Here is a 22500-nt window from a genome sequence, read left to right on the forward strand (position 1 = left end):
TTATCTTCCTACTGCCTTTTAGGAATTTTATTTAAAATTGACCTCAAGAAAATGATCAACATCATGAGGAATTGTTTTCAGAGGAATAACTTTTACAGGAGAAAAAGAATTCTCTTTCGCAGCTGACACACCATTTAAGGCCCTGTTCATCAAAATTTCCCTGGTATCTCCCAAAGGAAAAATTTCCAGATTCCCAATTTCATTTAGTACTACAGAAGGTGTTATACCCATGCTGTAATTGCCTTCGTTACTGGCGTTCGATAGTTTATAGATCACCGGATAGAGTGTCCATCCCTGCTGACCCGAAATCCTGTTGTCTTCTATAGCAAAACCGGCAACATCTTTTCCTGTTGTTTTCTCCCCTATGGTAATGACCTTCATATAAGGTTTAAGGTTATTTATAATAATTTCAGAGGCAGATGCAGTATGGCTTCCACACAAAACATATACTTCCTGAATCGCAGGATGTGCTGCACGTAATGCATCATAATGTACAGCAGTTTCATTCATTTCCAACGCTTCTTTAAAGGATTGGTTTACAGCACCTCCGTTTTTATTTCCTTTAAATTTTATAAACAAATCACCGGGTTTGATATCGGGTGCCAGGATAATACTTAACGCTGCGGCGGAAGAAACATCTCCGCCCCCGTTATATCTTAAATCAATAATAACTTTGGTAACGGATTGATTTTTAAAATCCTGAAATACCTGCAACAAGGGTGATGCCAATCCGATATCAAAATGAGGAATGGCCAGATAGCCTGTTTTTTCGGTATTGTTTAGGACAACCTTATGTATCATAGGCTGTGAAAAAGTAAAACCGCGTCCTAATTGTATTTCTTTTAGTGCTGAAAAGCCGGATTCTTCAGTATAATCCATCAGCTGTAATTTTACCTGATCCGAATGGGCTACATCAAGATACAGGCGCTCAAAATTTTGGGTGTTTAATAAAGTTCCGTTGATGGTTTTGACGAGCTGGCCTCTTTTCATGCCATTTCGTTCGGCAGGAGAATCTGAAAGTACAAATAAAACCATGCCGTAGACTTGCCCTTCGTATTCCACAACTGCAATGTCAAATCCGTAATTGCTTCGGATGCTTTTAGGAAATGTATCCGGCGACGAAGCATCGGTAGCATAAGAAAACCGATCGTCTGCCTGTAATAATTTTTTAAAGTATTCTTTTGAATCTAAAGCCAAATTGGTACGATCCGGCATGTCTTCACTCCATAAATAATACTTTTTCATCTGTTCGTACATCCAGCTGTTTACGTATTCAGTACTGCCTTCTTTATAAATGACAGGTTCCTCCTCACTCTGACAGGAAACTGTCAGTGCAAAAAGGAGGAGAAGAAAAGCTTTCAAAATAAATTGGTGTTTTTTCATGGAAAGTGCAGCATTCAGATTTGTTTTGTAAGAACCTAAAAAGAAAAATAGTCCGTTAAATTGATCGTACCGTCTATTCCTGAAAAAACGCCGTTGCCATCGGCTTTTTCTTCCAGAACAATTAATTTGGATTTGTTGGTCTGCATAATAGTCTGAAAAGTAACTTTTTTTCCGGGTACGTATGATTCAGTAGTTCCATGTTTTACCAACTCAATATTTAGGATTGGCGGTGAACTATAAGGGAATTCCAAAAAAGCGCTAAAACTGTTTTTGCTTATATTCTGGACTACTCCAATCTCCTGCCCGTTTGCTTTTGTGATGATTGCATCCACAGGACCCGTATAACTGCTTTTTGCATACAGGTTAATGTTTGGAAATATAAATCTGTAACCGGTGTTTTTTGTTGTGCTCAGCGTTCCGGGTTTCTGAGACAGTACATTTTCAATCCAGATATTTTCTTTGGCATAAAATGAAAGTGTATCGACCGGTTTAGCGGTAGTAAAGCTATAGGAATGTAAAATTTGTTTTGTCTTTTTATTGATAATTTCTACTGTTTTAACGCTATTATCATAAAATACAAATTCGTATGTTTTTTCTATTTTTTTTACAAAGGCGTCATGCTTATCGATAATCAGCAATTTGCCGTCTAACGAAACCTGAATAGAATCGGGCATTGCATTATATCCTTTTATGACCACTTTTCCCGCCTTTTGCTCCTGATTTAGAGGAGTTAAATGATCATTAGTACAAGAGGAAAGAAAAATAGTCGTGATTAAAAAAGCAATTACTATTTTAACTAAATTATCCATGCGTTATAATTGTAAATTATTAAAAATGATTGTTTTTATTGAAGCTTTAATTGATTTCTGTGTATACAAATGACTTCAACAACAGCTTCCTGAAAAGGAGCAGTTATTGTTTAATAAATTTGATTTTTTCCACTTTTTCACCATCCTCCAAAACGAGATAATAAACACCGGACGACAAATTATCAACTGAAATACCTGAATCGTTATACTTGGTATCTTTAACAAGTATACCTGTTGTATTGTATACTTTTACTGCAACATCTTCTGCATTTAAGGCATCGCTTAACTGCAACTGCAAATAATTTTTTACGGGATTTTGTTTTAATACTGTTGCTTTTTTTCCTTGTATATCCTCTAAACCTAAGGAAGCGGCTGTAATTGAAATCTTGTCTATTTCATATCCAATAACAAGATCCGGTGCGCTTACAAGAGCAAAATATACCTGTGACTGACCAGCGAACTGAGAAATATCTACTGTATAATCCTTAAATTCAGTAGCTAACTCATCTACTCTTTTTATTTCAACAGTGGCGATCTTAGTAAAAGAACCCGGAGCTTTATCTGTGGTGGAAGCGTAAACATCTAAATTATTACTGGAGTCAAATATTGATTTTTGTGCGTTTAAGATTAATTGCATTCCGCCGCTGTAAAAAGACAAATCAACTGCCGGAGCAATTGCCCAGTTTTGCTGTGCGCGCCCAAGAGACTCAAGAGTTTCCATATTGATATTATAAGTACCTAATATCTTGTAAGTGCCTTCTATCGGAGCATAATTTTCATCTACCTGAAGATCGGTACGCGTAATCCAATTAACGGCATCTCCATCCCTATCTAATAAAGTCCAGTCAGACACATCCGAATCCTCAAAATCATCTTCCCATATAGTAAACTGAGCAGATGCGATTCCGGAAACAAGCATAAAAGCTAATACAAGTAATTTTTTTTTCATTTTATAATAGTTAAAAACAAAGGCTGCCTAAAAAGTGAGGACAGATGCATACCAACACTGCACACGAACATATCCTCCTTTTTAGTAAAAAAACAATAAACACACTTTTTAGACAGCCCCGTTAGGTTATTTTATAATTATACTACTAATTAGAAATTAGTAAATTTTGTCCAGGTGTCTGTCCAGTTTTGCTCTGTCTTAAATGCACCTGTAGCTCCTGCTAAGTTTAAGGTACCAAGATTAAAAAATGGTTGTGTTAAACCCCATGAATCAGCAACAGCAGCAGTAGATGAAGGAGAACTTCCTAAACCTAAAGATGTTCCAACAGGCAATACAGGATTTGTAAAAGCATGTACTGATAAAAGGGCTCTTGTCGAGTTAGCAGGTAATGAAGGAGATTCCCATCTGATTCCTGTAACATATCCTGTAACCGTAACATTTCTAAGATTGATTTCTCCTAATCTGCGTACGTGAATAGCATTTTCATAAAGTGCTCCACCTGTAATTGAGTTTGCTCCTATAATAGATAATTCAGAAATTACAGGTTTTGTGATAAGCGTAGTAGATGTACCTGTTGCGTTATTATCTAATTCGATACCGTTTGAATCCGGGTTTCCACCGCTTAAACTGTGTGTAGAATTTGTATCAGCAATAGCGATTGCTTTAGAAATAGTACCTGTGTAACCAAAATCAAAATCGAAGTTGTCATCATCCGGTGCAAAAGAAACTAAATGGCTTGCATTTACTGTTCCTCCGAAGAATTCAAATGAATCGTCTCTTCCGTAAGATACCTGAACGTGATCAATAACAGTACCGCTACCAACACCACCACAAGTTAAACCATTGATTTCAACACCTGTAGCTGCATCTAAGATACGACCTGCATACTCGATACGAACATAGTTTAAAGCTCCTGCATTATGAGCGTTGTTTGTTCCTCCATAATAAAAATCAGACGGTGTTGGCTGATCTCCTAAACCTTCAATAATATTAGTAGTTACACCTGTATTTACCTGAGCATCTCCTAAAAGAACAACTCCGCCAAAATCTCCGGGAGTTGCTGTTGTAGCAGCATTTCCGTCTAACAAATTATAACTTGTAAAGATAACCGGCGCTGTTGCAGTACCCTGAGCATCAATCTGACCTGTTTTAGTAATTACTACTACTCCTGTAGCTCCACCGCCTGCTAATACTTTAGCTTTAATGAAAGTTCCAGGCTGGATAGTTAATTTTGCTCCTATTACACGAACTACTCCACTTACTTCCCAAACTCTGTCGTTTGTCCATGTAGTGTTAGTCGTAATGTTACCACTTACAGTCTGTACTGTAGTTGGATAACCTGAATAATCTGCGCTGGCAGATTTCATTGCAAATGAAGAATCAGCACTTGCTTCATCATTTTGACAAGAATTGAAGAAAATAATGGCAATCGCGAACAAAAAAACTTTTTTCATGATAACTGAATTTTGATTAACTTTGCTGCTTATATTTTACACTTGAGGTCTTTGGGGAGAGCAGCAAATTTTCTTCCCTCTGACCTTTCCTTTTGGTAAAGTCTTTTATAATAAGCTTCCGCTTTACCGCCGGAAACTTATCCCTGGTTATTCTTCTTTCACTTTAGGGATCAGGTGAAAGGATTCTTTCTCTTCTAATTGGAAACAAATACTACCGCAAATATTAGAGAACGTGAAAATCTATTGTACCATTCTGATCCGCTTTCCGGTCTGGTTTTTTTCGCAGATTATGTACGTCTGAAATGTTTAGTAACTACCTGTAACCTTTTTTCAAAGAAATTAATCCGGAGAATGATTTTATTGATATTAAAAAATCTGTCGCCCTTTATATACATTAGATTTCAATAGCCGAAAAAATCACATCAAAATTTATCCTTAACGTTTTCTTAATTTTAATAGTCTTTTATTGTTGAAATCGGCAATCTAATGTTACTAAAAAGAATAATTCATAGAAAAGCTGATGGTTCTTCCGCTCCAGGCCTTAAACTTTTTTTGATCGATAAAAGGATCGTATTTATCTGTTGCTCCTGCACCAAGCCCTCTTTGATCTCTTGGATTGGATCCAAATTCGACATCATTAATCTTCGAATAACTATTGAAATTATTGTAGGTCTCGATAGCCGTATCAAAAAGATTTTTAACGCCTAATTTGATTTCTAAATTCTTTTCTTTAAACAACTTGTAACTAACCTGAGCATCTGTAACCGCATAAGGCATGCGTATTTCCTCTGCCTGATAATCAAATCCCACTAAAATATACTGATCGCCAATCGCATTGTGTCTCACACTAAATCCAAAACGTTCTCCTATATAATCCAGACCCAAATTATAATTGTAAGGCGCCTGACCGTATAAAGGCCGGTTTGCTTCATAAAGTCCTCCCGTACCATCAATGTTTACATATCCGGTAACCTTCGTATCATTGAATGCCGCATTCCCGCACAGGAATATTTTCTTTAAGAGATCACCTTCACCCAGAAAGGACAGGTTTTTATAAATTTCAAACTCCACTCCGAAAAGTTTAGCGCTTTCGGAATTCATATTGAAAATGGTACGTGAACCTCCGTCGTTTCCAATTTGTGTAACGCCTTCTATTGGTTTTTTGATGTTTTTATAATAGATTCCAAAGGAAAGTATCTCGCCCTGGGAAGGAAACCACTCGGTCTTGAAATCATAATTATCGACTATAGTCGAAACGATACCGCTTGTATAATTCAGCACTTTTGCATCGCGCAACGGATCGTAATACGGCATGTTTAATCGCTCTGAAAATTGCGGACGCAGTACCGATTTGTTATAACCCAGCCTCACATTCATTTTATTGGTCGGGCTTATCGTTAGATTTGCCGAAGGAAGATATTGCCAGACATCATCGTCTTTTTGTACGGTTTCAAAACTCCCCGAATTATCAGACTGGCTGGCAATCTGGGTGTATACATAGCTTTCGGCACGCATACCCCATACGAATCGTATGTATTGGCTAATTTTGTTATCGAGCATTAAAAAAGGAGAATGAATTTTAACATCTCCTATATATTCGTTACCGTAACTGGCAATTCTGTTCCAGCCGAAACTGCCCCATCGATAATACGAGCCGTCGAGCAGTTGTGAAATAGGAAAATCAACAATAGCTTTGTCAGTTCCCTGCCCTACTACATTCAATGCGGAAGATTCCTGTTGATTGGTCGCTTTTTTATAGGTGCCGAAATAACCTGCCTTAACATTATTTTTAATAGATTCTCCAATAGCAAAAGCATAATTAAAATTGATCCCTACGTTATAATCTTTTTCATTGTTGGTGAAATTGGATCTTTTAAATACATCCGGGTCAGAATTATAGATTTGCTGGTACAGCTGCACGTCATCACCCACTTTTCTTCTGTTACTGGTCAGGAAAGTAGCATCTTTGGTATCTTTTGAAGTATTGGCATATGCTCCAAACCAATTGATTTCGAAGTTTTCAAAACGATGATTTCCTTCTATTTTATTTTGAATGAAAGTCTGGTAAATCGGATAATCTGTTTCTTTTGTTAAAGGCAGATATGTTCCGTTTACAATTCCTTCGATATTTCCGGCATAGAAATTCCAGCCCGTAATTTGCGTCAGCTGATTGTCATACATATGCATGTAGGTATTACGGGTGGTAATTTTATGTTTTCCCAACTGAATCCCCGCATTAAACATCCCCCCCAGCGTAGAATTGAAGTTATACGAAGCACCTCCATTTTTATATCCGTATCTTTTGAAAGTCGAATACCCGTTGTCTTTCTCCGGTGTAAATTCAGAATTGGTCATATAGGTTCCTCTTTCGGTATGATCAATTTTTAACTGGTCCTGGGTATTTTTAAAAATCAGGGAACCCACAAAACCAAATTTGTTATTGTCCTTTAATTCATAGACACGGCCTAGTGCAAATTGCATTGAAGTTCCCGGTGCTGCATACGTCTTATAGGTTGTAAAATTGTCCTGCGTAAACCTTTTGGATTGTTCTAAAAAGGGTCCTGACGCTGCTTCAGTAGTAGGCACAGCGATATTAACCAAACCGGAGGGATAGGTTCTGGTACCATCATCAAATCCGATATAATCATTTGCTCCTTCCTGTTTGGTCAGGCGATCCTTAAAAGTGCTTCGGCTGTTGTAGGAAGTTCCGATACTGAATGTCATAAAATCTTTCTTCGGAATATCTTTGGTTTTTACCTCTACATAACCGCCGGCAAAATTGGCATTCATATCCGGAGTCGCATTTTTGCTGACCACAACACTTTCTACCATCGCGGTCGGAATAATATCAAAATTAAACTGTTGCTGGTTTGGATCGGTACTCGGAAGATTCACCCCATCCATAACCGCCTGGTTCCAGCGTTCCCCCATCGAGCGCACGACTACATATTTATCATCAATTGTCGTGACGCCCGTAATCCTTTTTAAGGTACTTCCGACATCTTTGTCCGGGGTTCTGGCAATTTGTTCTGCAGAAATACCATCCGAAAATTGAGCTGCCTTTTTTTGCTGCAATAGCATTCCTTCTGTAGAAGCAGTCGCTTTCTGAAAGGTTTGAGTGATGACTACTTCGTTCAGTGATTCAGCATCATCTTTTAGCACTACATTCAATACGGCATCCGATTCAGCGGAAACTTTTATATCTGTAATTTTCTGCGTCTGAAAGGAGACATAACTGATTTCCAGTGTATACGCTCCCTCTTCTAAGCTAAAAGAGTAATTTCCATCAAAATCGGAAACCGTGGTATTTCCCGTCTCCACTACTTTTACCGAAGCGCCCGGTAAAGCAAGACCATTTTTATCGACCACTTTTCCCGAAATACTGCCCACTTTTTTGGTGGAAGCTATTTTTTTATTGACGGCAATATTGGTGTTGTTTCTTCTGAAATTTAAATTGGTTAGTACCTGAAGTTCCTGTAGTATAGCATCGATAGTGACATTGTCTTTTTTAAGCGTGACAAGCGGTTTACTAAAATCGATGTCTTTTTGATAAATAAAGCGATAAGGTGTCCGGGATTCTAAATTTTCAAAAATATCTTTTGGTGACGCATTTTTGAAATCTACTGACACAGTGCCAGATTGTGCATATATCTCTGCTGTACCGAGAAACAGGCTGAAAAACAGAATTTGTACGGCAATTGAAAATTGCCTGAAAAAATCGCTCATAAGTAATTAATTTGTTTTAGGTGTGTATCGTTTATTTTAATAAGATGTAGTTTTCTTGTGCGGAAATTGCAGATTTATCTGCTCATGATATAGGTGTTATTACCAGCAGGTTTTATGGTTACTTCTAAAGCAAAAGCAATGGTCTGTAGTATTTCCGGAACGCCCTGTCTGGTATCCAGGGTTCCTTTTAGCTGCAGTAATTTTAAATTTTCACTGGCATATTGCAGCGTAAAAGCGTGATCTGCCTGCAGCTTTTGTATAACAGTAACCAGACTTAATCCGTCAACATCCAGAAGTGCTTTTTTCCATTCCGGTTCCAAAACCGTTATTCTGTGCTTTTTGAGCGTCTTATTTTCCGAATTAAATAAGGCTGCATACCCTCTTTCTAAAAAAACAGCATTTTGGGAGCTTTCTACTTTTACTTTACCCGTCCTTACATTTACTTCCGCTATTTTTCCGTACGCTTTCACATCGAAAGAAGTACCCAGAACAGTCGTTTTAATAGCACCGGAGCTAATAATAAAAGGCCTTGTGGTATCCCGGGCCACTTCAAAAAAAGCTTCTCCTTTTAATTTTACGATTCGTTCGTTGGCGGCAAAATGTTCCGGATATTCAATTTGGGTATTTTCATTGACCCAGACTTTTGTTCCGTCCGATAAACGCAACAATCTGATATCCTGAGGAAACGTCTGAGTGACCACTTTTGGAGCTGTAGAAAAATCTAATGCAGAAAAAGACTGATAGCCTGCAATAGAAATAAAAAGAATAATACAGGCCGCAATTGCTTTTTGATAATTACGTCTTCGTTTTTTAATTGTGGCATTCTGAATCCTGTTCCACATCCTGAATTTTATTTCATCAGAGAATATCCCTTTCTGCGGCAACGCATCCCATTCTTCACGTAGTCTGTTCGATTTCATTATGTATCCGTAAAATTAATTGTACAGGGAAAATCCTCAATAGCTCCTGCTTAACTACATTAGATTATTCTGCTTCAAAAAATCACGGGGGTATACCACACTTAACGTTTTGTTAATGATTAAAAAAGACAAATACAAACAACCCGTTAATAAACAGCTACTTACTAAAAAAGGCTTCGGAATTAGTTACATTTAATTTACATAGGAGCCACTATTTTAAACCATTGCCTGATACTTCATACGGGAATAAAACAGGGAGGTGAAATAAAAGTAATTTCTTAATACTGATTGATGAATAGTAAAGCAAACCAGTAGAGTTCATAGCTTTTTACCGAATTCTTTTTGAGGTATTGCAGTGTTTTGGAAATCTGATTGGCCACGGCACTTTGGGACATGCCCATTTCCAGTGCAATTTCCTTATAACTCATTTCTTCAAACTTATGAAGGGTAAAAATTTTTCTTCTTTTCTCAGGAATCTGCTGTAAGAGCATTTCTAATTTTTCCATTTTCACGGAAATATTCTCGTCAACTTCATCCGAACTGTCCAGTTCTTTTACCAATTGCAGGTACTCAACCGAAATAATTTTATTTTGTTTTTTATACCATTTTGAAATTTCCTGTTTACTGCTCTTAAACAAAATAGCATCCAGGGCTATTCCCGGTTCAATTTTAGCACGATATTTCCAGAGATGAATAAAAACATTTTGGGTAATATCTTCGGCATCTGCGAGCTGGGCTGTATATTTCTTTACAAAACAAAATACCTTGAAATGATATAGCTCATAGATTTCCTTAAAACAAGAATCGTCTCCATCGCGCAATCCGGTGATCAAAATAGTATTCATAATGCAGTTTTAAAATAGGTAAACAATCCTTACAAAATTATCTTAAACTAACATCCGTTATTTTACCCGCTTCGTCATTTAATGATTTATTAATATTTGATCGCGAACGGGCACTCATTTTATAACACAAAAATAATTTGTCCTGCTTCCGTAAAAAGAGCTTTCTAAACTGCTGCGTTTTATGCGACTTTTCCTTTAATTTTATTGGGATTCCTTCTTTATTTGATAAAGATTTAAAGCCCGGGCTTAATTGTTTAATATTCCAACCTTTTTGTCTAATTTAGCACGACATAAGCAATACAGCGTATTTTCTTGTAGTATTGTGAACAACAGCACACTAATAATTTAGTTAATTTGAAAACTATGAACACATTTGATTTTGGCATTGTCGGTCTCGGCGTAATGGGCCGTAACTTACTTTTAAACATTGCCAGCCAAAAATTTGCTGCAGCAGGATTAGATTTAGATCTGGAAAAGGTCAATTCTCTTCAACAGGAAGCTGATGCGGAACATACACTTGAAGCAACAACAGATGTCAAACATTTTGTCGGACTTATACAGCGTCCAAGAGCCATAATGCTATTGGTTCCTGCCGGAAAACCGGTTGACAGCGCCATTCAGAGCCTGCTACCTCATCTTGACGAAGGCGATATTATAATTGATGGCGGTAATACTTACTTTACAGATACGGATCGCAGATTCCTCGAATTATCGACTAAAGGAATCCACTTCTTCGGTATGGGAATTTCCGGAGGTGAAAAAGGAGCCCGATTCGGTCCAAGCATGATGCCCGGAGGCGATAAAAAAGCCTACGAAAGACTTCGCCCAATTTTTGAAGCTATAGCAGCCAAAGTGGAAGGAGAACCTTGTGTAGAATATTTAGGAAACGGATCCGCAGGGAACTACGTTAAAATGGTTCACAACGGAATCGAATACGGAATTATGCAGCTCATTTCTGAGATCTATGACCTTATGAAAAGAGGGTATAAACTCGATGAAGATACGATTCAGAAAACTTTTGAAGAGTGGAACGAGACTGATCTTAAATCTTACCTGATTGAAATTACAGGCCATATCCTGAAACAAAAAGACGATAACGGTCAAAGACTGATCAACCAAATATCGGACTGGGCGAAATCAAAAGGAACCGGAAAATGGACTTCCCAGAATGCCATGGACCTGCAGGTTCCAGTGCCGACCATTGATGCTGCCGTAGTAATGCGCGACATGTCTAAAAGCAAACCTGAAAGAATTGAAGCAGCAAAGAAACTGATCTGGGATAATGATCCGGCAGCTTTAAATACTGCAGAAGCTGTTGCTTCACTAAAAGAAACTATGTTTTTTTCTATTCTGATTACGTATGCTCAGGGACTGGCTCAGCTGAGAACAGCATCTAAAGAATACAATTACGAATTAAACCTTGAAACGGTTACCAAAATATGGCGTGGCGGCTGTATCATTCGTGCCAATGTGCTGGAGGATTTCCGAAAAGCATTTGCAGGAGATGCCAACTTGCCCAACATCCTTTTAGATGACAATATTGCTGCAAAACTGAATGAGAGCCAGGCCGGAATCAGAAAAGTGATTCAGTTTGCCGTACAGAAAGGATTACCTGTAGCCGGACTTATGAATTCTCTGGCTTATTTTGATGCTTACCGATCTGAAAATCTTCCTACCAACCTAATCCAGGCGCAGCGCGACTATTTTGGAGCGCACACCTACGAACGTATTGATGCCCCTGGTGTCTTTCATACGGAATGGAACGATTAAGAACCTTTAAGCGACGCAAAAATGAGTAATATAAAAAAAAGCAGCCCTACTATTATTGTAATTTTTGGGGCATCGGGTGACCTCGCCAAAAGAAAACTCTTTCCTGCCTTTCAAAATTTGTTCCTTGATGGAAGAATGCCAAAAAAGTTCGAGATTATAGCACTGGGGAGAGCTGAAAAAAGCGATGAAGAATTCCGCAATTACGTCCTGGAAAATTTAAACACGTTTTCAAGAAAAGCGGCAAGCTCCTCTGAAGAAACTAAAAATTTCATTTCACATATCACGTATCTAAGACATGATATCGACAAGGAAGAATCTTATCATGAATTAAATTCGAAATTAAATACTATTGATCAGCTTTTCGGGATCCGTGCCAATCGTCTTTTTTACCTGTCGATTGCACCTTCCTTTATCAGTACCATTTCGGTTTATATCAAGAAAATAGGATTGACGCCTAATGTCGATCAGGACCGCATTATTATTGAAAAACCCTTTGGTTACGATAAAACTTCTGCGATTGCACTCAACGAAATGCTTTCACAAACGTTTAAGGAAGAGCAGATTTACCGCATAGATCACTACTTAGGCAAAGAAACCGTTCAGAATATCCTTGCGTTCCGTTTTGGAAATTCTATGTTCGAGCCTTTATGGAACCGCAATTTCATTGATTTTGTCCAGATTACCGTGGCCGAAGAAGTGGGCGTTGAAGAACGCGGCGGATTTTATGAAGGAGTCGGCGCTTTGAAGGATATGATACAAAACCACCTGCTTCAGATTTTATGCATGACGGCTATGGAAGCGCCGGCTTCATTAGGAGCCGATGATATCCGAAACCGTAAAGCAGACGTTTTGCGCTCTATTCGACGCATCAAACCGGAAGAAGTGGATCATTATACCGTAAGAGGCCAATATGATGCCGGTTTTATAAAAGGGAATCCTGTAGCGGCATACCGTCAGGATAAAGGAATTGCACCGGATTCGAATACGGAAACGTATGTGGCCATGAAAATATACCTGGACAACTGGAGATGGCAGGGAGTTCCGTTTTATCTGCGTTCCGGAAAAAGAATGCAGGAAAAACAGTCTTCGATTATCATTCAGTTTAAGCCTGTTCCCCATTCCTCTTTTTCGTATGGCAATGAAGGAATGACGCCTAACCGACTTATTATTAATATTCAGCCGGCAATGGATATCAAGCTGCAATTTATGACCAAAAAACCAGGCCTGTCGCTTTCGTTGCGACCTGCTGAAATGGTCTTTGATTATTTTCAGTGTTCTACGATGTCACCGGAAGCTTATGAAACACTACTGTCCGATGCGTTGGCAGGAGATCCTACCCTATTCATGCGTTGGGATCAGGTAGAACAGGCATGGGATGCAATCGATACGATTCAGGAAGTGTGGAAAAATAATGCCCCTGTTGATTTTCCGAATTACAAAGCCGGAAGCTGGGGTCCTGAAGCTGCAGATGAATTGCTGGCCAGACAAGGACATGCGTGGGTTTCGAATACAGCAACCGAAAACGAAAAAGTTTAAAATGATACAGATATTTGATACTATAGAAGAAATTAATAGCGCAGCAGCAGACATTTTTGTAACGTCTGCTCAAAAAGCAATACAGGAAAAAGGTCAATTTTCGGCTGTACTTACAGGAGGTTCATCGCCAGCTGGCATTTACCGCTTATTGGCTTCACCTGATTATAAAACAAAAATAGACTGGAGCAAAGTTTATATTTTTTGGGGTGATGAACGCTGGGTTCCGCTTGACGATAATCTTAGCAATGCAAAAATGTCTTTTGATACGCTTTTAAGCCATGTGCCAATTCCGCAGGAAAATATATTTACCATGTATGAAGATGGTATTTCTGCTGAAGATTATGCCGTGAAATACGAACAATCCATCAGAACTATTTTAGGCTCTGAGGGAAAATTTGACCTGATTTTACTGGGAATGGGAGACGATGGCCATACAGCCTCACTGTTCCCGGGCGAAGCCGTTTTAAATGAAAAGGAAAAATGGGTAAGCGCCTACCGTCTTGAATCCCAGAATATGCATCGTATTACGCTGACTGCCCCGCTGATCAACAAAGCAGAGCAGATTGTCGTAGTTGCTTTTGGTGAAAAGAAAGCACATGCCCTGAAAGAAGTATTGCACGGAGCATACAATCCAACTACCTATCCGATGCAGTTGATTCAGCCTGTTTCAGGAGAACTATTATTCCTTGTGGATAAAAGTGCTGCGGGCAAAGCTTAATACACTTCTTATGTACTAAAAGGCAAAGGCTTAACATGATAATAAACGAGTTAGATATCTCAATCAGGATATTTAACTCGTTTTTTTATGCTTCAGAGTCCGCTATCAGGATTGTTTTTTGAAAATTTTACTGTTTCACTATTTCGTAATTTAAATGACCGTACCTATTGCACAGTAATCATAAAAGTTTTTAATTTAGATAAGATTAAACCCGTCGGTTGTCATTCACAGCTAGATAAAAGTATAAATTGAATAAAACATCTTTATTCTTTTAAAAATCATTGTCACCCTGAGCGAAGTCGAAGGGCACCCTGAGCGAAGCCGAAAGCTTTTTTACAGGAAAGGGGCTTCGACTCCGCTCAGCCTGACACCACTTTGAATTACAAACAACAAGTTAAGATTAAAGGACTATTATTTCGTCTGTACTTATTGAAAGCAGCCTTACATTTAATAGCTGTTTACAAGAAGATAAACTCAAAAAATAAAATTTAAAAACCATGCAAATTAAAAAATCAGACAAACAAAAAGAAGAAGAAAACGAACTGGTACTTTCTTATCTGACGATGCGAAATTTAATTGGCTTTTCGGGGATATTGCTTCCGCTCATTTTAGTTCTGACAACCCGGGGCGAAATAGGCGAAAAACTTGTCGAGCCCTCCATCAGCGACTATTATTACACCAGCAATGGAGATGTACTGGTGGTGCTTCTGAGTGTACTGGGCGTATTTTTATTTACGTATAATGGATACAATATTGTAGAAAAAGGATTAACTACCCTGGCTGCCTTTTGCGGTATTGGTGTTGCCTTTAGTCCAACAGCAACCACTACTGCCCGCTCTTCCAGTATCCATATTGCTCAAGAAACTGTTCCGATGGTATTTGGAATTGAGAGGCATTTTATTTTTGCCGGTTTATTTTTTATTTCTTTGGCGATTATATCATTAGTCTATTTTCCAAAACTAAAAGACAATGAAAAGGTGGCTACACCACAAAAAAAGAAACGAAATGTTATCTATATTATTTGCGGCTGGGTTATCATTGGCGCTATTGTATTGCTTGGCGTATATTTTACTTTAAAGCCCTCGTTTCTAAAAAATGTTCCGGTGGTGTTTATTCTCGAAACGATAGCTATAGAAGCGTTCGGATTATCGTGGATTACCAAAGGGCAAACCTTATGGCCGGACTACGAGCATTATTTGAAAAAAGGGTATCATGATCTCAAAGCAGCACTGAAATAAACCTAAAAAAACATCTGACACGCATGTTGTGTGCCAGATGTAATCACAAATCAACCTTCAATTAAAATTTTATTTCACTACATACGAAACAGTATCTGCTTCGCAAAGCCTGAAATAGCCAAAAGCAAAATTACTGGCATCAGTGGTGTTAACAATATTTCCTCTGATATTACCGGGAGGAATTGAGAACGGATTTCCGCCATAGCCTTCTAAAATTAAATTCATATAATTATAAAAGTTTTTAGAAATACCACGATGGATAATCTCAACAGTGTTTCCCGGCTTCATATCTTCATCCGAGAATCGTGTATTTATTTCATTCCCGTTAAATAATTCGTCACTAGTCAGCTCATATTCAGGATACAGCAGAAATTGGCTTTTATAATCGGTAAGATAAAAATTGACCTGATCAGCAGGATCTTTATAATAAAAAGTAAGTTCGATTACATCTTCCCCACCAAAATCAGGAACCGTTTTTTGTTCTATTTTATCAATTGGGGTGACCGATGTCAGTTTTTCGACAGCTGTAAAACTTTGTCCTTCTGCGGTTACGTACAGTGTGTAATCCGTATTGAGAACCGGAACAAAATTGGTACATACATAAGAACCCGGTTCTGTTTCATTAAATGTAAAAACAGTACCCGTGCTGTTCTCCACTCGTACCTGTGCTCCGGAAACTTTTGGTGTCGTATTATTATAGTACGGAGCCGTTTTAGTAATTTTTATAACCTGTTCATTACCAGTTGTTCCTTTTTTCCAGATGATTTCGGCATCTATGACTATTTTGGGTGCACCGCTTTCCAGATCAAGGTTTACGACATCTTCACAAGATGAAAAAATTAGTATAAAGAGAAGGCTGAATAAAGTAAGTGCTTTACTTTTAAAATTATAGTTTTCAATCCTTTGCATATTCATTAAAATTTAAAATTATAGGAAATACCCGGTACTATACCAAAAATTGACAGTCTTCTGGTTTCATTGGCTCCTGTATCTTCATTGGTGGTAAAAGTCATGGAAGCTGCATTTTTTCTGTTGTAGACATTATAAATGCTAAACACCCAATAGCTTTGCCATCCTTTCTTTTTATCGGGTTTAGGAGTATAGGTCGCTGCAAGGTCTAAGTGATGAAAGACCGGCAGCCTGTTTTCATTTCGAAGCGAATAATTAGGAATATTGATCCCTCCAAATTCATAATATTCATTCGCATACGTTACCGGCTGACCCGACTGCAGGGAGAAATTAGCGTTAAAAGACCACTTTGGATTGTATTCATAACTTCCAACAATACTCAGATTATGCAGCTTGTCGTATCCGGACAAATACCAGTCGCCATTGGCGATTCCGGGCTCTTCTGCTGTTCTTCCTGGTGTTTTTTGTTCTGCCCTTGATAAGGTGTAGGAAATCCATCCGGTAAAATCTCCGGTATTTTTTCTAAATAATAATTCCATACCGTACGATCTGGCTTTACCATTTAAAATCACCTGCTCTATATCGTTGTTCGCCAGAATGTCGGCACCGTCAATGTAGTCGATACGGTTTTGGATTTTCTTATAAAATAACTCTCCTTCAAAAGAATAATCACCGTCTTTAAAATTTCTAAAATACCCTGCAGCATACTGATCCAGCAGCTGTGGTTTTGTAAAAGGTCCGCTTGGTGTCCAGATTGTCGTTGGCAGCGGAGACTGGGTATTGGACAACATATGAATGTATTGTGCCATTCTGTTGTAACTGACCTTAACCGAATTATCATCATTAAAAGCATACGATACAGCTACCCGCGGTTCCAGGTTATTAAATTTGCTAATCGTTTTTCCTTTTCCGTAAGCGATACTTCCGGTTGGGGTTCCTTCCTGATAAATATGATATAACGGATTATACACTACCGCATTACCATTTTCATACGTATTGATATTTTCATCGCCTAAACGATAAAACATACTGTAACGAAGCCCGTAACGAAGGTTCAGTTTCTTTGTAATCTGGTGCTCGAAATCCAGATAGGCCGAGGATTCTAAGGCATATTTTTTATCCAGTTGCTTATAATTGAATTGCGAATCAGGGCTCGTAGGCTGCACGGTACCCGGATTAAAATCATAATACTGACCATCAATTCCGTAGTTTAGCTTTAACTTTTCTGAAACGGTATGATTCCACGTATATTTAAGACCATAACTGGCAATTCTGTTGTCCCACTCAAAGTTTTCGCTCTGCAGGCCCAGATTAAATTTATAATCACTGTAGAAAACAGACAAATTGGTATTTACCTTATCCGAAAATTTATGCTTCCAGCTTAAGATTCCCATTGTATTTCCATAAGTACTGGCAAAACGATCGTTGATGTCGAAAACATCATTTCCGAAATATCCGGAAAAAGAGATTGTATTATTGGCGCCTAAACGGTAATTCAGCTTCGCATTCAAATCATAAAACATGGCTGAATTTTTGTTGTCTGCCAGCTTTAAAAATAAATGGGCATACGAAGCACGTCCTGCAATAATAAAAGAACCTTTTTCTTTCTCGATCGGTCCCTGTACCAATAAACGGCTTGAAATTAAACCAATACCACCGTTAACCTTGTAGTTTTCAAAATCCCCGGTTTGCTGGCTGACGTCAAGGACAGAGGAAACGCGTCCTCCAAATTTAGAGGGAATACCGCCTTTGTATAAATCTAATCCATTTACAACATCGGCATTAAAAATGGAAAAGAAGCCAAACATATGAGAGTCGCCATATACCGGGGCACCATCCAGAAGAATCAGATTCTGATCGGCTGCTCCTCCGCGAACATTAAAGCCCGATGAAGCTTCGCCTGCATTCGTAACCCCCGGCAGTGTCAGGATTGATTTTAAAGGATCCGGCTCGCCCATAGCTGCCGGAATCCTTTTGATTTCCTCCATAGAAAGTTTATTGACACTCATTTGGGTATTTCTGACATCAACAGCCTTACTGTTGGTGATAATGACCTGTTCCAGTTCCTGAGTTTCTGCAGCATCCATATAAAAATTGATCTTTGCATCCTCAGCAACCGTAATCTGTTTTTCCTTATTTTTTAATCCCAAATAACTGATCAGAACGGTATAATTCCCTTTGTCCAGTTCTATGGAAAACTTTCCATCAGCATCGGTTGTACCTCCGGACGAAAGTTCTTTAATAAAAATATTAGCTCCTATAACAGGCTGCCTGCTCTGATCAAAAACCTGACCGGTCAGCTTATTTTTTTTTTTAGAGGCTTTTGCTGCTTTTGGTTTGACAAAAATATTGTTGCCCACAATTGAAAACCGGACAGATGCAATTTTATTCAGCTCTCCGATCAGTTTCTCTGTTTCGATCTGTTTAAAGGCCTTTTTTTCTGTAAAATATTTTTGGTTTGTATCGATCTGGTCGGTAAAAGCAAATTTAAAATCGGTCTGATTTTCAATTTGCTTCAGGAATTCTTTTAATGTAACTGTTTTATCGACCGTTACGGTTACGTTTTGAGAAAACATACTCCAACTGAGTAAAAAAAAGCATGCTGAAATTATATGCTTCATGAAATTTTGTATTTTTGAATATTATTAAATGGGAAAGCACTATGCTTTCCTGACTATGAGGAGGATGTGTAGTTTCGCGGCTAGTGCATCCTTTTCTTTTCTACTGAAAAGTAATCTGTTTTAAGGCTTCATTTACTTCAAAGTTTAGGTTATACATTTCTGATATTAATTGAATAATTGTTTTTAAGTCTTCTTTTTTATTGATGCGAACTGTAATACGCTGGTTTTCATATTCCTCCGGAAAAATCACTTTATAGCCATAATTATTCTGGATGTACCTACTGACAACCGTTAGTTTTTCGTTTTCAAAATCAGTAAACCTGTTAAATTCGGTTACTGCCGGTGTATTGTCCTTTCCATAGGTAAATGTCTCACCGGGTACCAGTATCCATTTTTTATCCTGATCGTCGACACTCATTTGAACACTTCCTTCATAAAGCGCTACCTCTACCCCATTTTTCGTATCGCTTTTTACGGTAAAAGAAGTTCCTAAAACGGTAGTTGTCGTTTCGTTGCAAAAAACCTGAAAAGGATGATTTTTGTCTTTTTTTACTTTAAAGTACGCTTCTCCTTCGACTTCAATTTTTCTGTTGATTGAAAAATCAGCTGCGTATTCAATTTTAGAAGCCGGACTTAATTCAACCCTTGAACTATCCGGTAAGAATATGGTTTTTACTGTAGCGGTGGTGTTTTCAACAACATTTCCGGCAATTGAATTGTCGTTTTTCAGTGGATCCTTCAATAAATAAATTCCGGTAGCCGTCAGCATCACAATTACTGCTGCAGCCGCCGCATATTTACGCCATGCAACGTTTTTTTTCTTTGGAGGAAAAACCCCGGAACGGAATGCTTCCCAGGAATCTTCTTTTGTCTTATCAGTATGTGCCATGGGTTTCTCCTCCCATATCTTTCTTAATTCCTCATCCATTTTATTCTCATCCATATCTTTGGGGCGTTATAGTTTTTGACAATGAAATCCCTGCTTCTTAAAAACACCATATACCATTTCCTTGATCTCCCTGTTGGTCTCAATTTTAAGAATATGATACCCTTCTGTATCAAAATTCATGATACAATCAGAAATAACAAATTGAAGGAGTTTTACAAGATAGCTTGCCTCCTCTTTTGTCCTAACATCTGTTTTGTAAACTTCTATATCCATTTCTATGGTTTGTTTTTATAGATAACAAACGAGAACGGAAAAGTTCCTAATGGTTTTCGATTTTTTTTCGAATAAATTTACTGGCAAGATAAATATGATTGGCAATCGTCTTCTCGGAAAGATCCGTAATTGCTGCGATCTCCTTATAGCTAAGGTTTTCCAGTTTGTGTAATGTAAATATTTTTTGCTGCTGTTCGGGAAGCTGATTGATGAAAGTATATAATTTTTCTTTTCTTTCCTCAAAATTTCCGGTATCAATAACTTCGTCTGCCATTTCCACTTTCAAAGGATGAAGCTGAATTATTTTATTTTCCCTGTTGACGTGGTTGATGATAATATTCCGACAGATGGTAAACAATTGTTTATCTAACAAAACATCTTCATGAAGTAATTCCCTTTTATCATAAAGTCTTAAAAAGGTTTCCTGAACAAAATCCTGTGGGGTCAGGACGGAAAAATCAAATCGTCTGGCAATGTGGATCAGTTTATCATAGTAATTGACATAGACTTCTTTGAAGGCTGCTTCATTACCTTTTTTTAAACGTAAGATAAACTTTCTATTGTCCATAACTTAAATACGATGACTACTCTAAAACTTAATGCCTTCACTATTATTGTGTTTTAAAATTCAAAACTGCAAATTTAAAACAAGGAATCCTTGGCATCACCTGGTCTGCTTTACTACTGTAGTAATTTGCAAAGAACCGTAATTTAATCCTATATTTTAAGTATGCCGCGATAAAGTTTTTAGCAATGGCAGCTATTGAAACGCTTTTGATTAGTAGTCACTTTTAAAAATATGTTACAGACCAGAAAGAAGATTTAGTAAAGATCCCGAAACAATTTTTTAAACGGTTTTAATGCCAGCATACGAGGTCTATTTTTATTTTAGTTTGTCCACAACACCGCATTCGCCTGCGCTTCCAGCCTGATTTTTTCACCTGTAGCCCTAACTTGTACCCTATGAGCACCCGCGGCTAAATCAAGAGGTTTTTCTATTCTCCACAAATGCGTACTGATGGTTTCCGGCTTTGGAAATTTAGATATTTTCATACTGTCATATCTTCCCTGACTTTGCAGGTAATACTGTTTTTGCACATTGGGAGAAATCCCTTCGTATTTTGTCATTTCGATCCAGTTTCCTTTATCAAAACGGATGTACACTTTTGTAAATTCATCTGCTGCAAAGACATTGGCATAAATAAAATTATCGTTCAGGATGTTGAGTGTTGTGTCCCATTCATTTACTTTCGGAACTGTAATATCTATTTGTTTTCCATCAGGGGCTCCGGAAACTTTGTAATTGTAGGTATAGCTATCCGGAGTTATTCCGACGGTCCAATACCCTTTCGGCGTGCCGTCATACATTAAGGCAAACGGAATCTGATCCAGATCATGCGGCCCTTCCCACCACGAACCGCAAACGGCTCCGGCCACTAATTCATGAATGGGCTGTCCTGTTTCCCTCGCAAAATATTTATGGTATTGGGTATGCGTATGTCCGGCACTAATCAATACGTTTTTAAAAGGTACTAACGATTTGATGATCCAGTCTTTATCTTCCATCTCCTCGAGCGGAATATGCATGAATAAATGGATTGATTTAAAATTACCTTTTTTTGCTGCAATCAGATTGGTGATGAATTCCTTTTGCATTTCATCAAGTCGGCCTACATATCCTTTTTCATTAACGGGATAAATGTTATTTATGACCAAAAACAATTGTGTTCCGTACTCAAAAGCATAATAGGACGGACCAAAAACACTTTCGAAAGCTTTATCCCTGTCCTGAAAAGCGGTTTCTTTAAAGTTCAGATCGTGATTTCCAATAGTATAAAAAACGGGAGCTCCTATAAGTCCCAAAGTCTCGGAAAGCGGTTTAAAAATGTTTAAATTATCAAAAGAAAGATCCCCAAGCGGCACTATAAAATCAATTTCCTGATCCATTAATTCTTCCGTGACCAATTTTCCGACATGATGAATATCGTCCATAACATCTACCTGCGTATCTCCTAACAAAACCACTTTTAAATCTTTACTTTCTGCATTGGGAATCAGGGGAAAATTATAATTTTTTGCCTCTTTTATTTGATCAAAAGGCACATAAAAGGCAACACTATTTTGTTTGTTTTTCTTCGAAATATAGTTTTCCGGTTTAATGATAAAAACGGTATTCCCTTCTGTTTTTGAAATCGTATATTTTCCTTTCGAATTGGTTCGTACAATATCTTTACCATTAGAAACCAAAACATTAGACAACATTACCTCATCTTTATCAGGAATATCATTTTTGTTTGTATCCACAAAAACCACTCCCGATATTTTGTCGTGCTGCTGTCCAAAAATAAACATACAGCTGCAGGATAGTACTACAGTTAAAATGATTTTATTCATAGCTATTTTTTAACGGAAATTAGAAGTTCATAAAAAACCACAGTTTTATAATTTTCATTGTAAAAC

The 22500-nt window shown here is 37.8% G+C and carries 17 protein-coding genes; 4 read left to right on the plus strand and 13 right to left on the minus strand.

Annotated features, from left to right (window positions below; all coding sequences use genetic code 11):
- Window positions 1–27: 27 nt before the first annotated feature.
- The 7 genes from GJU43_RS18300 to GJU43_RS18330 form a co-directional block, all read right to left on the minus strand.
- Window positions 28–1383 carry a S41 family peptidase gene (locus tag GJU43_RS18300; RefSeq protein ID WP_154342679.1) on the minus strand — a complete coding sequence of 452 codons (1356 nt, stop codon included), beginning with the start codon at window positions 1381–1383 and terminating at the stop codon, window positions 28–30.
- A gap of 35 nt (window positions 1384–1418) precedes the next feature.
- On the minus strand, window positions 1419–2192 hold the full coding sequence (locus GJU43_RS18305) for a hypothetical protein (protein WP_154342681.1): 774 nt from the start codon (window positions 2190–2192) through the stop codon (window positions 1419–1421).
- A gap of 103 nt (window positions 2193–2295) precedes the next feature.
- A complete protein-coding gene (locus GJU43_RS18310; protein WP_154342683.1) occupies window positions 2296–3141 on the minus strand; it encodes a T9SS type A sorting domain-containing protein in 846 nt (281 codons plus the stop codon).
- A gap of 149 nt (window positions 3142–3290) precedes the next feature.
- Complete coding sequence (locus GJU43_RS18315; RefSeq protein ID WP_154342685.1) at window positions 3291–4595, minus strand: hypothetical protein; 1305 nt, start codon at window positions 4593–4595, stop codon at window positions 3291–3293.
- Between the two features lie 492 nt (window positions 4596–5087).
- Window positions 5088–8321: a TonB-dependent receptor gene (locus tag GJU43_RS18320; protein WP_154342687.1), complete on the minus strand. Its 3234-nt coding sequence runs from the start codon at window positions 8319–8321 to the stop codon at window positions 5088–5090.
- Between the two features lie 74 nt (window positions 8322–8395).
- The gene (locus GJU43_RS18325; RefSeq protein ID WP_154342689.1) at window positions 8396–9241 is read right to left on the minus strand and encodes a FecR family protein; all 846 of its coding nucleotides are present in this window, start codon (window positions 9239–9241) and stop codon (window positions 8396–8398) included.
- Window positions 9242–9519: 278 nt separating this feature from the next.
- Window positions 9520–10086 (minus strand): RNA polymerase sigma factor, encoded by a 567-nt coding sequence (locus GJU43_RS18330; protein WP_154342691.1) that lies wholly within the window; start codon window positions 10084–10086, stop codon window positions 9520–9522.
- A 363-nt stretch (window positions 10087–10449) separates the two neighbouring features.
- Between GJU43_RS18330 and gndA the strand changes: the two genes are divergently transcribed.
- The 4 genes from gndA (at window position 10450) to GJU43_RS18350 (ending at window position 15348) form a co-directional block, all read left to right on the plus strand.
- On the plus strand, window positions 10450–11856 hold the full coding sequence (gene gndA / locus GJU43_RS18335) for an NADP-dependent phosphogluconate dehydrogenase (RefSeq protein WP_154342693.1): 1407 nt from the start codon (window positions 10450–10452) through the stop codon (window positions 11854–11856).
- Between the two features lie 21 nt (window positions 11857–11877).
- Window positions 11878–13392, plus strand: a complete 1515-nt coding sequence (gene zwf, locus GJU43_RS18340) for a glucose-6-phosphate dehydrogenase (RefSeq protein WP_154342694.1) — start codon at window positions 11878–11880, stop codon at window positions 13390–13392.
- A 1-nt stretch (window position 13393) separates the two neighbouring features.
- Window positions 13394–14110, plus strand: coding sequence for a 6-phosphogluconolactonase (gene pgl, locus GJU43_RS18345; protein ID WP_154342696.1), 717 nt, complete (start codon window positions 13394–13396; stop codon window positions 14108–14110).
- Between the two features lie 497 nt (window positions 14111–14607).
- A complete protein-coding gene (locus GJU43_RS18350) occupies window positions 14608–15348 on the plus strand; it encodes a hypothetical protein (protein ID WP_154342698.1) in 741 nt (246 codons plus the stop codon).
- A gap of 69 nt (window positions 15349–15417) precedes the next feature.
- Here GJU43_RS18350 and GJU43_RS18355 read toward each other — a convergent pair whose 3' ends face one another.
- The 6 genes from GJU43_RS18355 to GJU43_RS18380 form a co-directional block, all read right to left on the minus strand.
- The gene (locus GJU43_RS18355; RefSeq protein WP_154342700.1) at window positions 15418–16257 is read right to left on the minus strand and encodes a DUF4249 domain-containing protein; all 840 of its coding nucleotides are present in this window, start codon (window positions 16255–16257) and stop codon (window positions 15418–15420) included.
- A 5-nt stretch (window positions 16258–16262) separates the two neighbouring features.
- Window positions 16263–18878: a TonB-dependent receptor gene (locus tag GJU43_RS18360; protein WP_154342702.1), complete on the minus strand. Its 2616-nt coding sequence runs from the start codon at window positions 18876–18878 to the stop codon at window positions 16263–16265.
- Window positions 18879–18978: 100 nt separating this feature from the next.
- Window positions 18979–19821: a FecR family protein gene (locus tag GJU43_RS18365; protein ID WP_154342704.1), complete on the minus strand. Its 843-nt coding sequence runs from the start codon at window positions 19819–19821 to the stop codon at window positions 18979–18981.
- Between the two features lie 12 nt (window positions 19822–19833).
- Window positions 19834–20040 (minus strand): hypothetical protein, encoded by a 207-nt coding sequence (locus GJU43_RS18370; protein ID WP_154342706.1) that lies wholly within the window; start codon window positions 20038–20040, stop codon window positions 19834–19836.
- A 46-nt stretch (window positions 20041–20086) separates the two neighbouring features.
- Entirely contained in the window at window positions 20087–20608 is a 522-nt protein-coding gene (locus tag GJU43_RS18375) for an RNA polymerase sigma factor (RefSeq protein WP_154342708.1), read from the minus strand.
- A 320-nt stretch (window positions 20609–20928) separates the two neighbouring features.
- Window positions 20929–22434, minus strand: a complete 1506-nt coding sequence (locus GJU43_RS18380) for a calcineurin-like phosphoesterase family protein (RefSeq protein WP_154342710.1) — start codon at window positions 22432–22434, stop codon at window positions 20929–20931.
- Window positions 22435–22500 lie beyond the last annotated feature (66 nt).

It is taken from the genome of Flavobacterium sp. LC2016-23 (assembly GCF_009674775.1).
Lineage (GTDB): Bacteria > Bacteroidota > Bacteroidia > Flavobacteriales > Flavobacteriaceae > Flavobacterium.

Coding starts and splice junctions, on each gene's coding strand:
- GJU43_RS18300 (WP_154342679.1), bottom strand. CDS start 1,383: ATGAAAAAACACCAATTTATTTTGAAAGCTTTTCTTCTCCTCCTTTTT.
- GJU43_RS18305 (WP_154342681.1), bottom strand. CDS start 2,192: ATGGATAATTTAGTTAAAATAGTAATTGCTTTTTTAATCACGACTATT.
- GJU43_RS18310 (WP_154342683.1), bottom strand. CDS start 3,141: ATGAAAAAAAAATTACTTGTATTAGCTTTTATGCTTGTTTCCGGAATC.
- GJU43_RS18315 (WP_154342685.1), bottom strand. CDS start 4,595: ATGAAAAAAGTTTTTTTGTTCGCGATTGCCATTATTTTCTTCAATTCT.
- GJU43_RS18320 (WP_154342687.1), bottom strand. CDS start 8,321: ATGAGCGATTTTTTCAGGCAATTTTCAATTGCCGTACAAATTCTGTTT.
- GJU43_RS18325 (WP_154342689.1), bottom strand. CDS start 9,241: ATGAAATCGAACAGACTACGTGAAGAATGGGATGCGTTGCCGCAGAAA.
- GJU43_RS18330 (WP_154342691.1), bottom strand. CDS start 10,086: ATGAATACTATTTTGATCACCGGATTGCGCGATGGAGACGATTCTTGT.
- gndA (WP_154342693.1), top strand. CDS start 10,450: ATGAACACATTTGATTTTGGCATTGTCGGTCTCGGCGTAATGGGCCGT.
- zwf (WP_154342694.1), top strand. CDS start 11,878: ATGAGTAATATAAAAAAAAGCAGCCCTACTATTATTGTAATTTTTGGG.
- pgl (WP_154342696.1), top strand. CDS start 13,394: ATGATACAGATATTTGATACTATAGAAGAAATTAATAGCGCAGCAGCA.
- GJU43_RS18350 (WP_154342698.1), top strand. CDS start 14,608: ATGCAAATTAAAAAATCAGACAAACAAAAAGAAGAAGAAAACGAACTG.
- GJU43_RS18355 (WP_154342700.1), bottom strand. CDS start 16,257: ATGCAAAGGATTGAAAACTATAATTTTAAAAGTAAAGCACTTACTTTA.
- GJU43_RS18360 (WP_154342702.1), bottom strand. CDS start 18,878: ATGAAGCATATAATTTCAGCATGCTTTTTTTTACTCAGTTGGAGTATG.
- GJU43_RS18365 (WP_154342704.1), bottom strand. CDS start 19,821: ATGGATGAGAATAAAATGGATGAGGAATTAAGAAAGATATGGGAGGAG.
- GJU43_RS18370 (WP_154342706.1), bottom strand. CDS start 20,040: ATGGATATAGAAGTTTACAAAACAGATGTTAGGACAAAAGAGGAGGCA.
- GJU43_RS18375 (WP_154342708.1), bottom strand. CDS start 20,608: ATGGACAATAGAAAGTTTATCTTACGTTTAAAAAAAGGTAATGAAGCA.
- GJU43_RS18380 (WP_154342710.1), bottom strand. CDS start 22,434: ATGAATAAAATCATTTTAACTGTAGTACTATCCTGCAGCTGTATGTTT.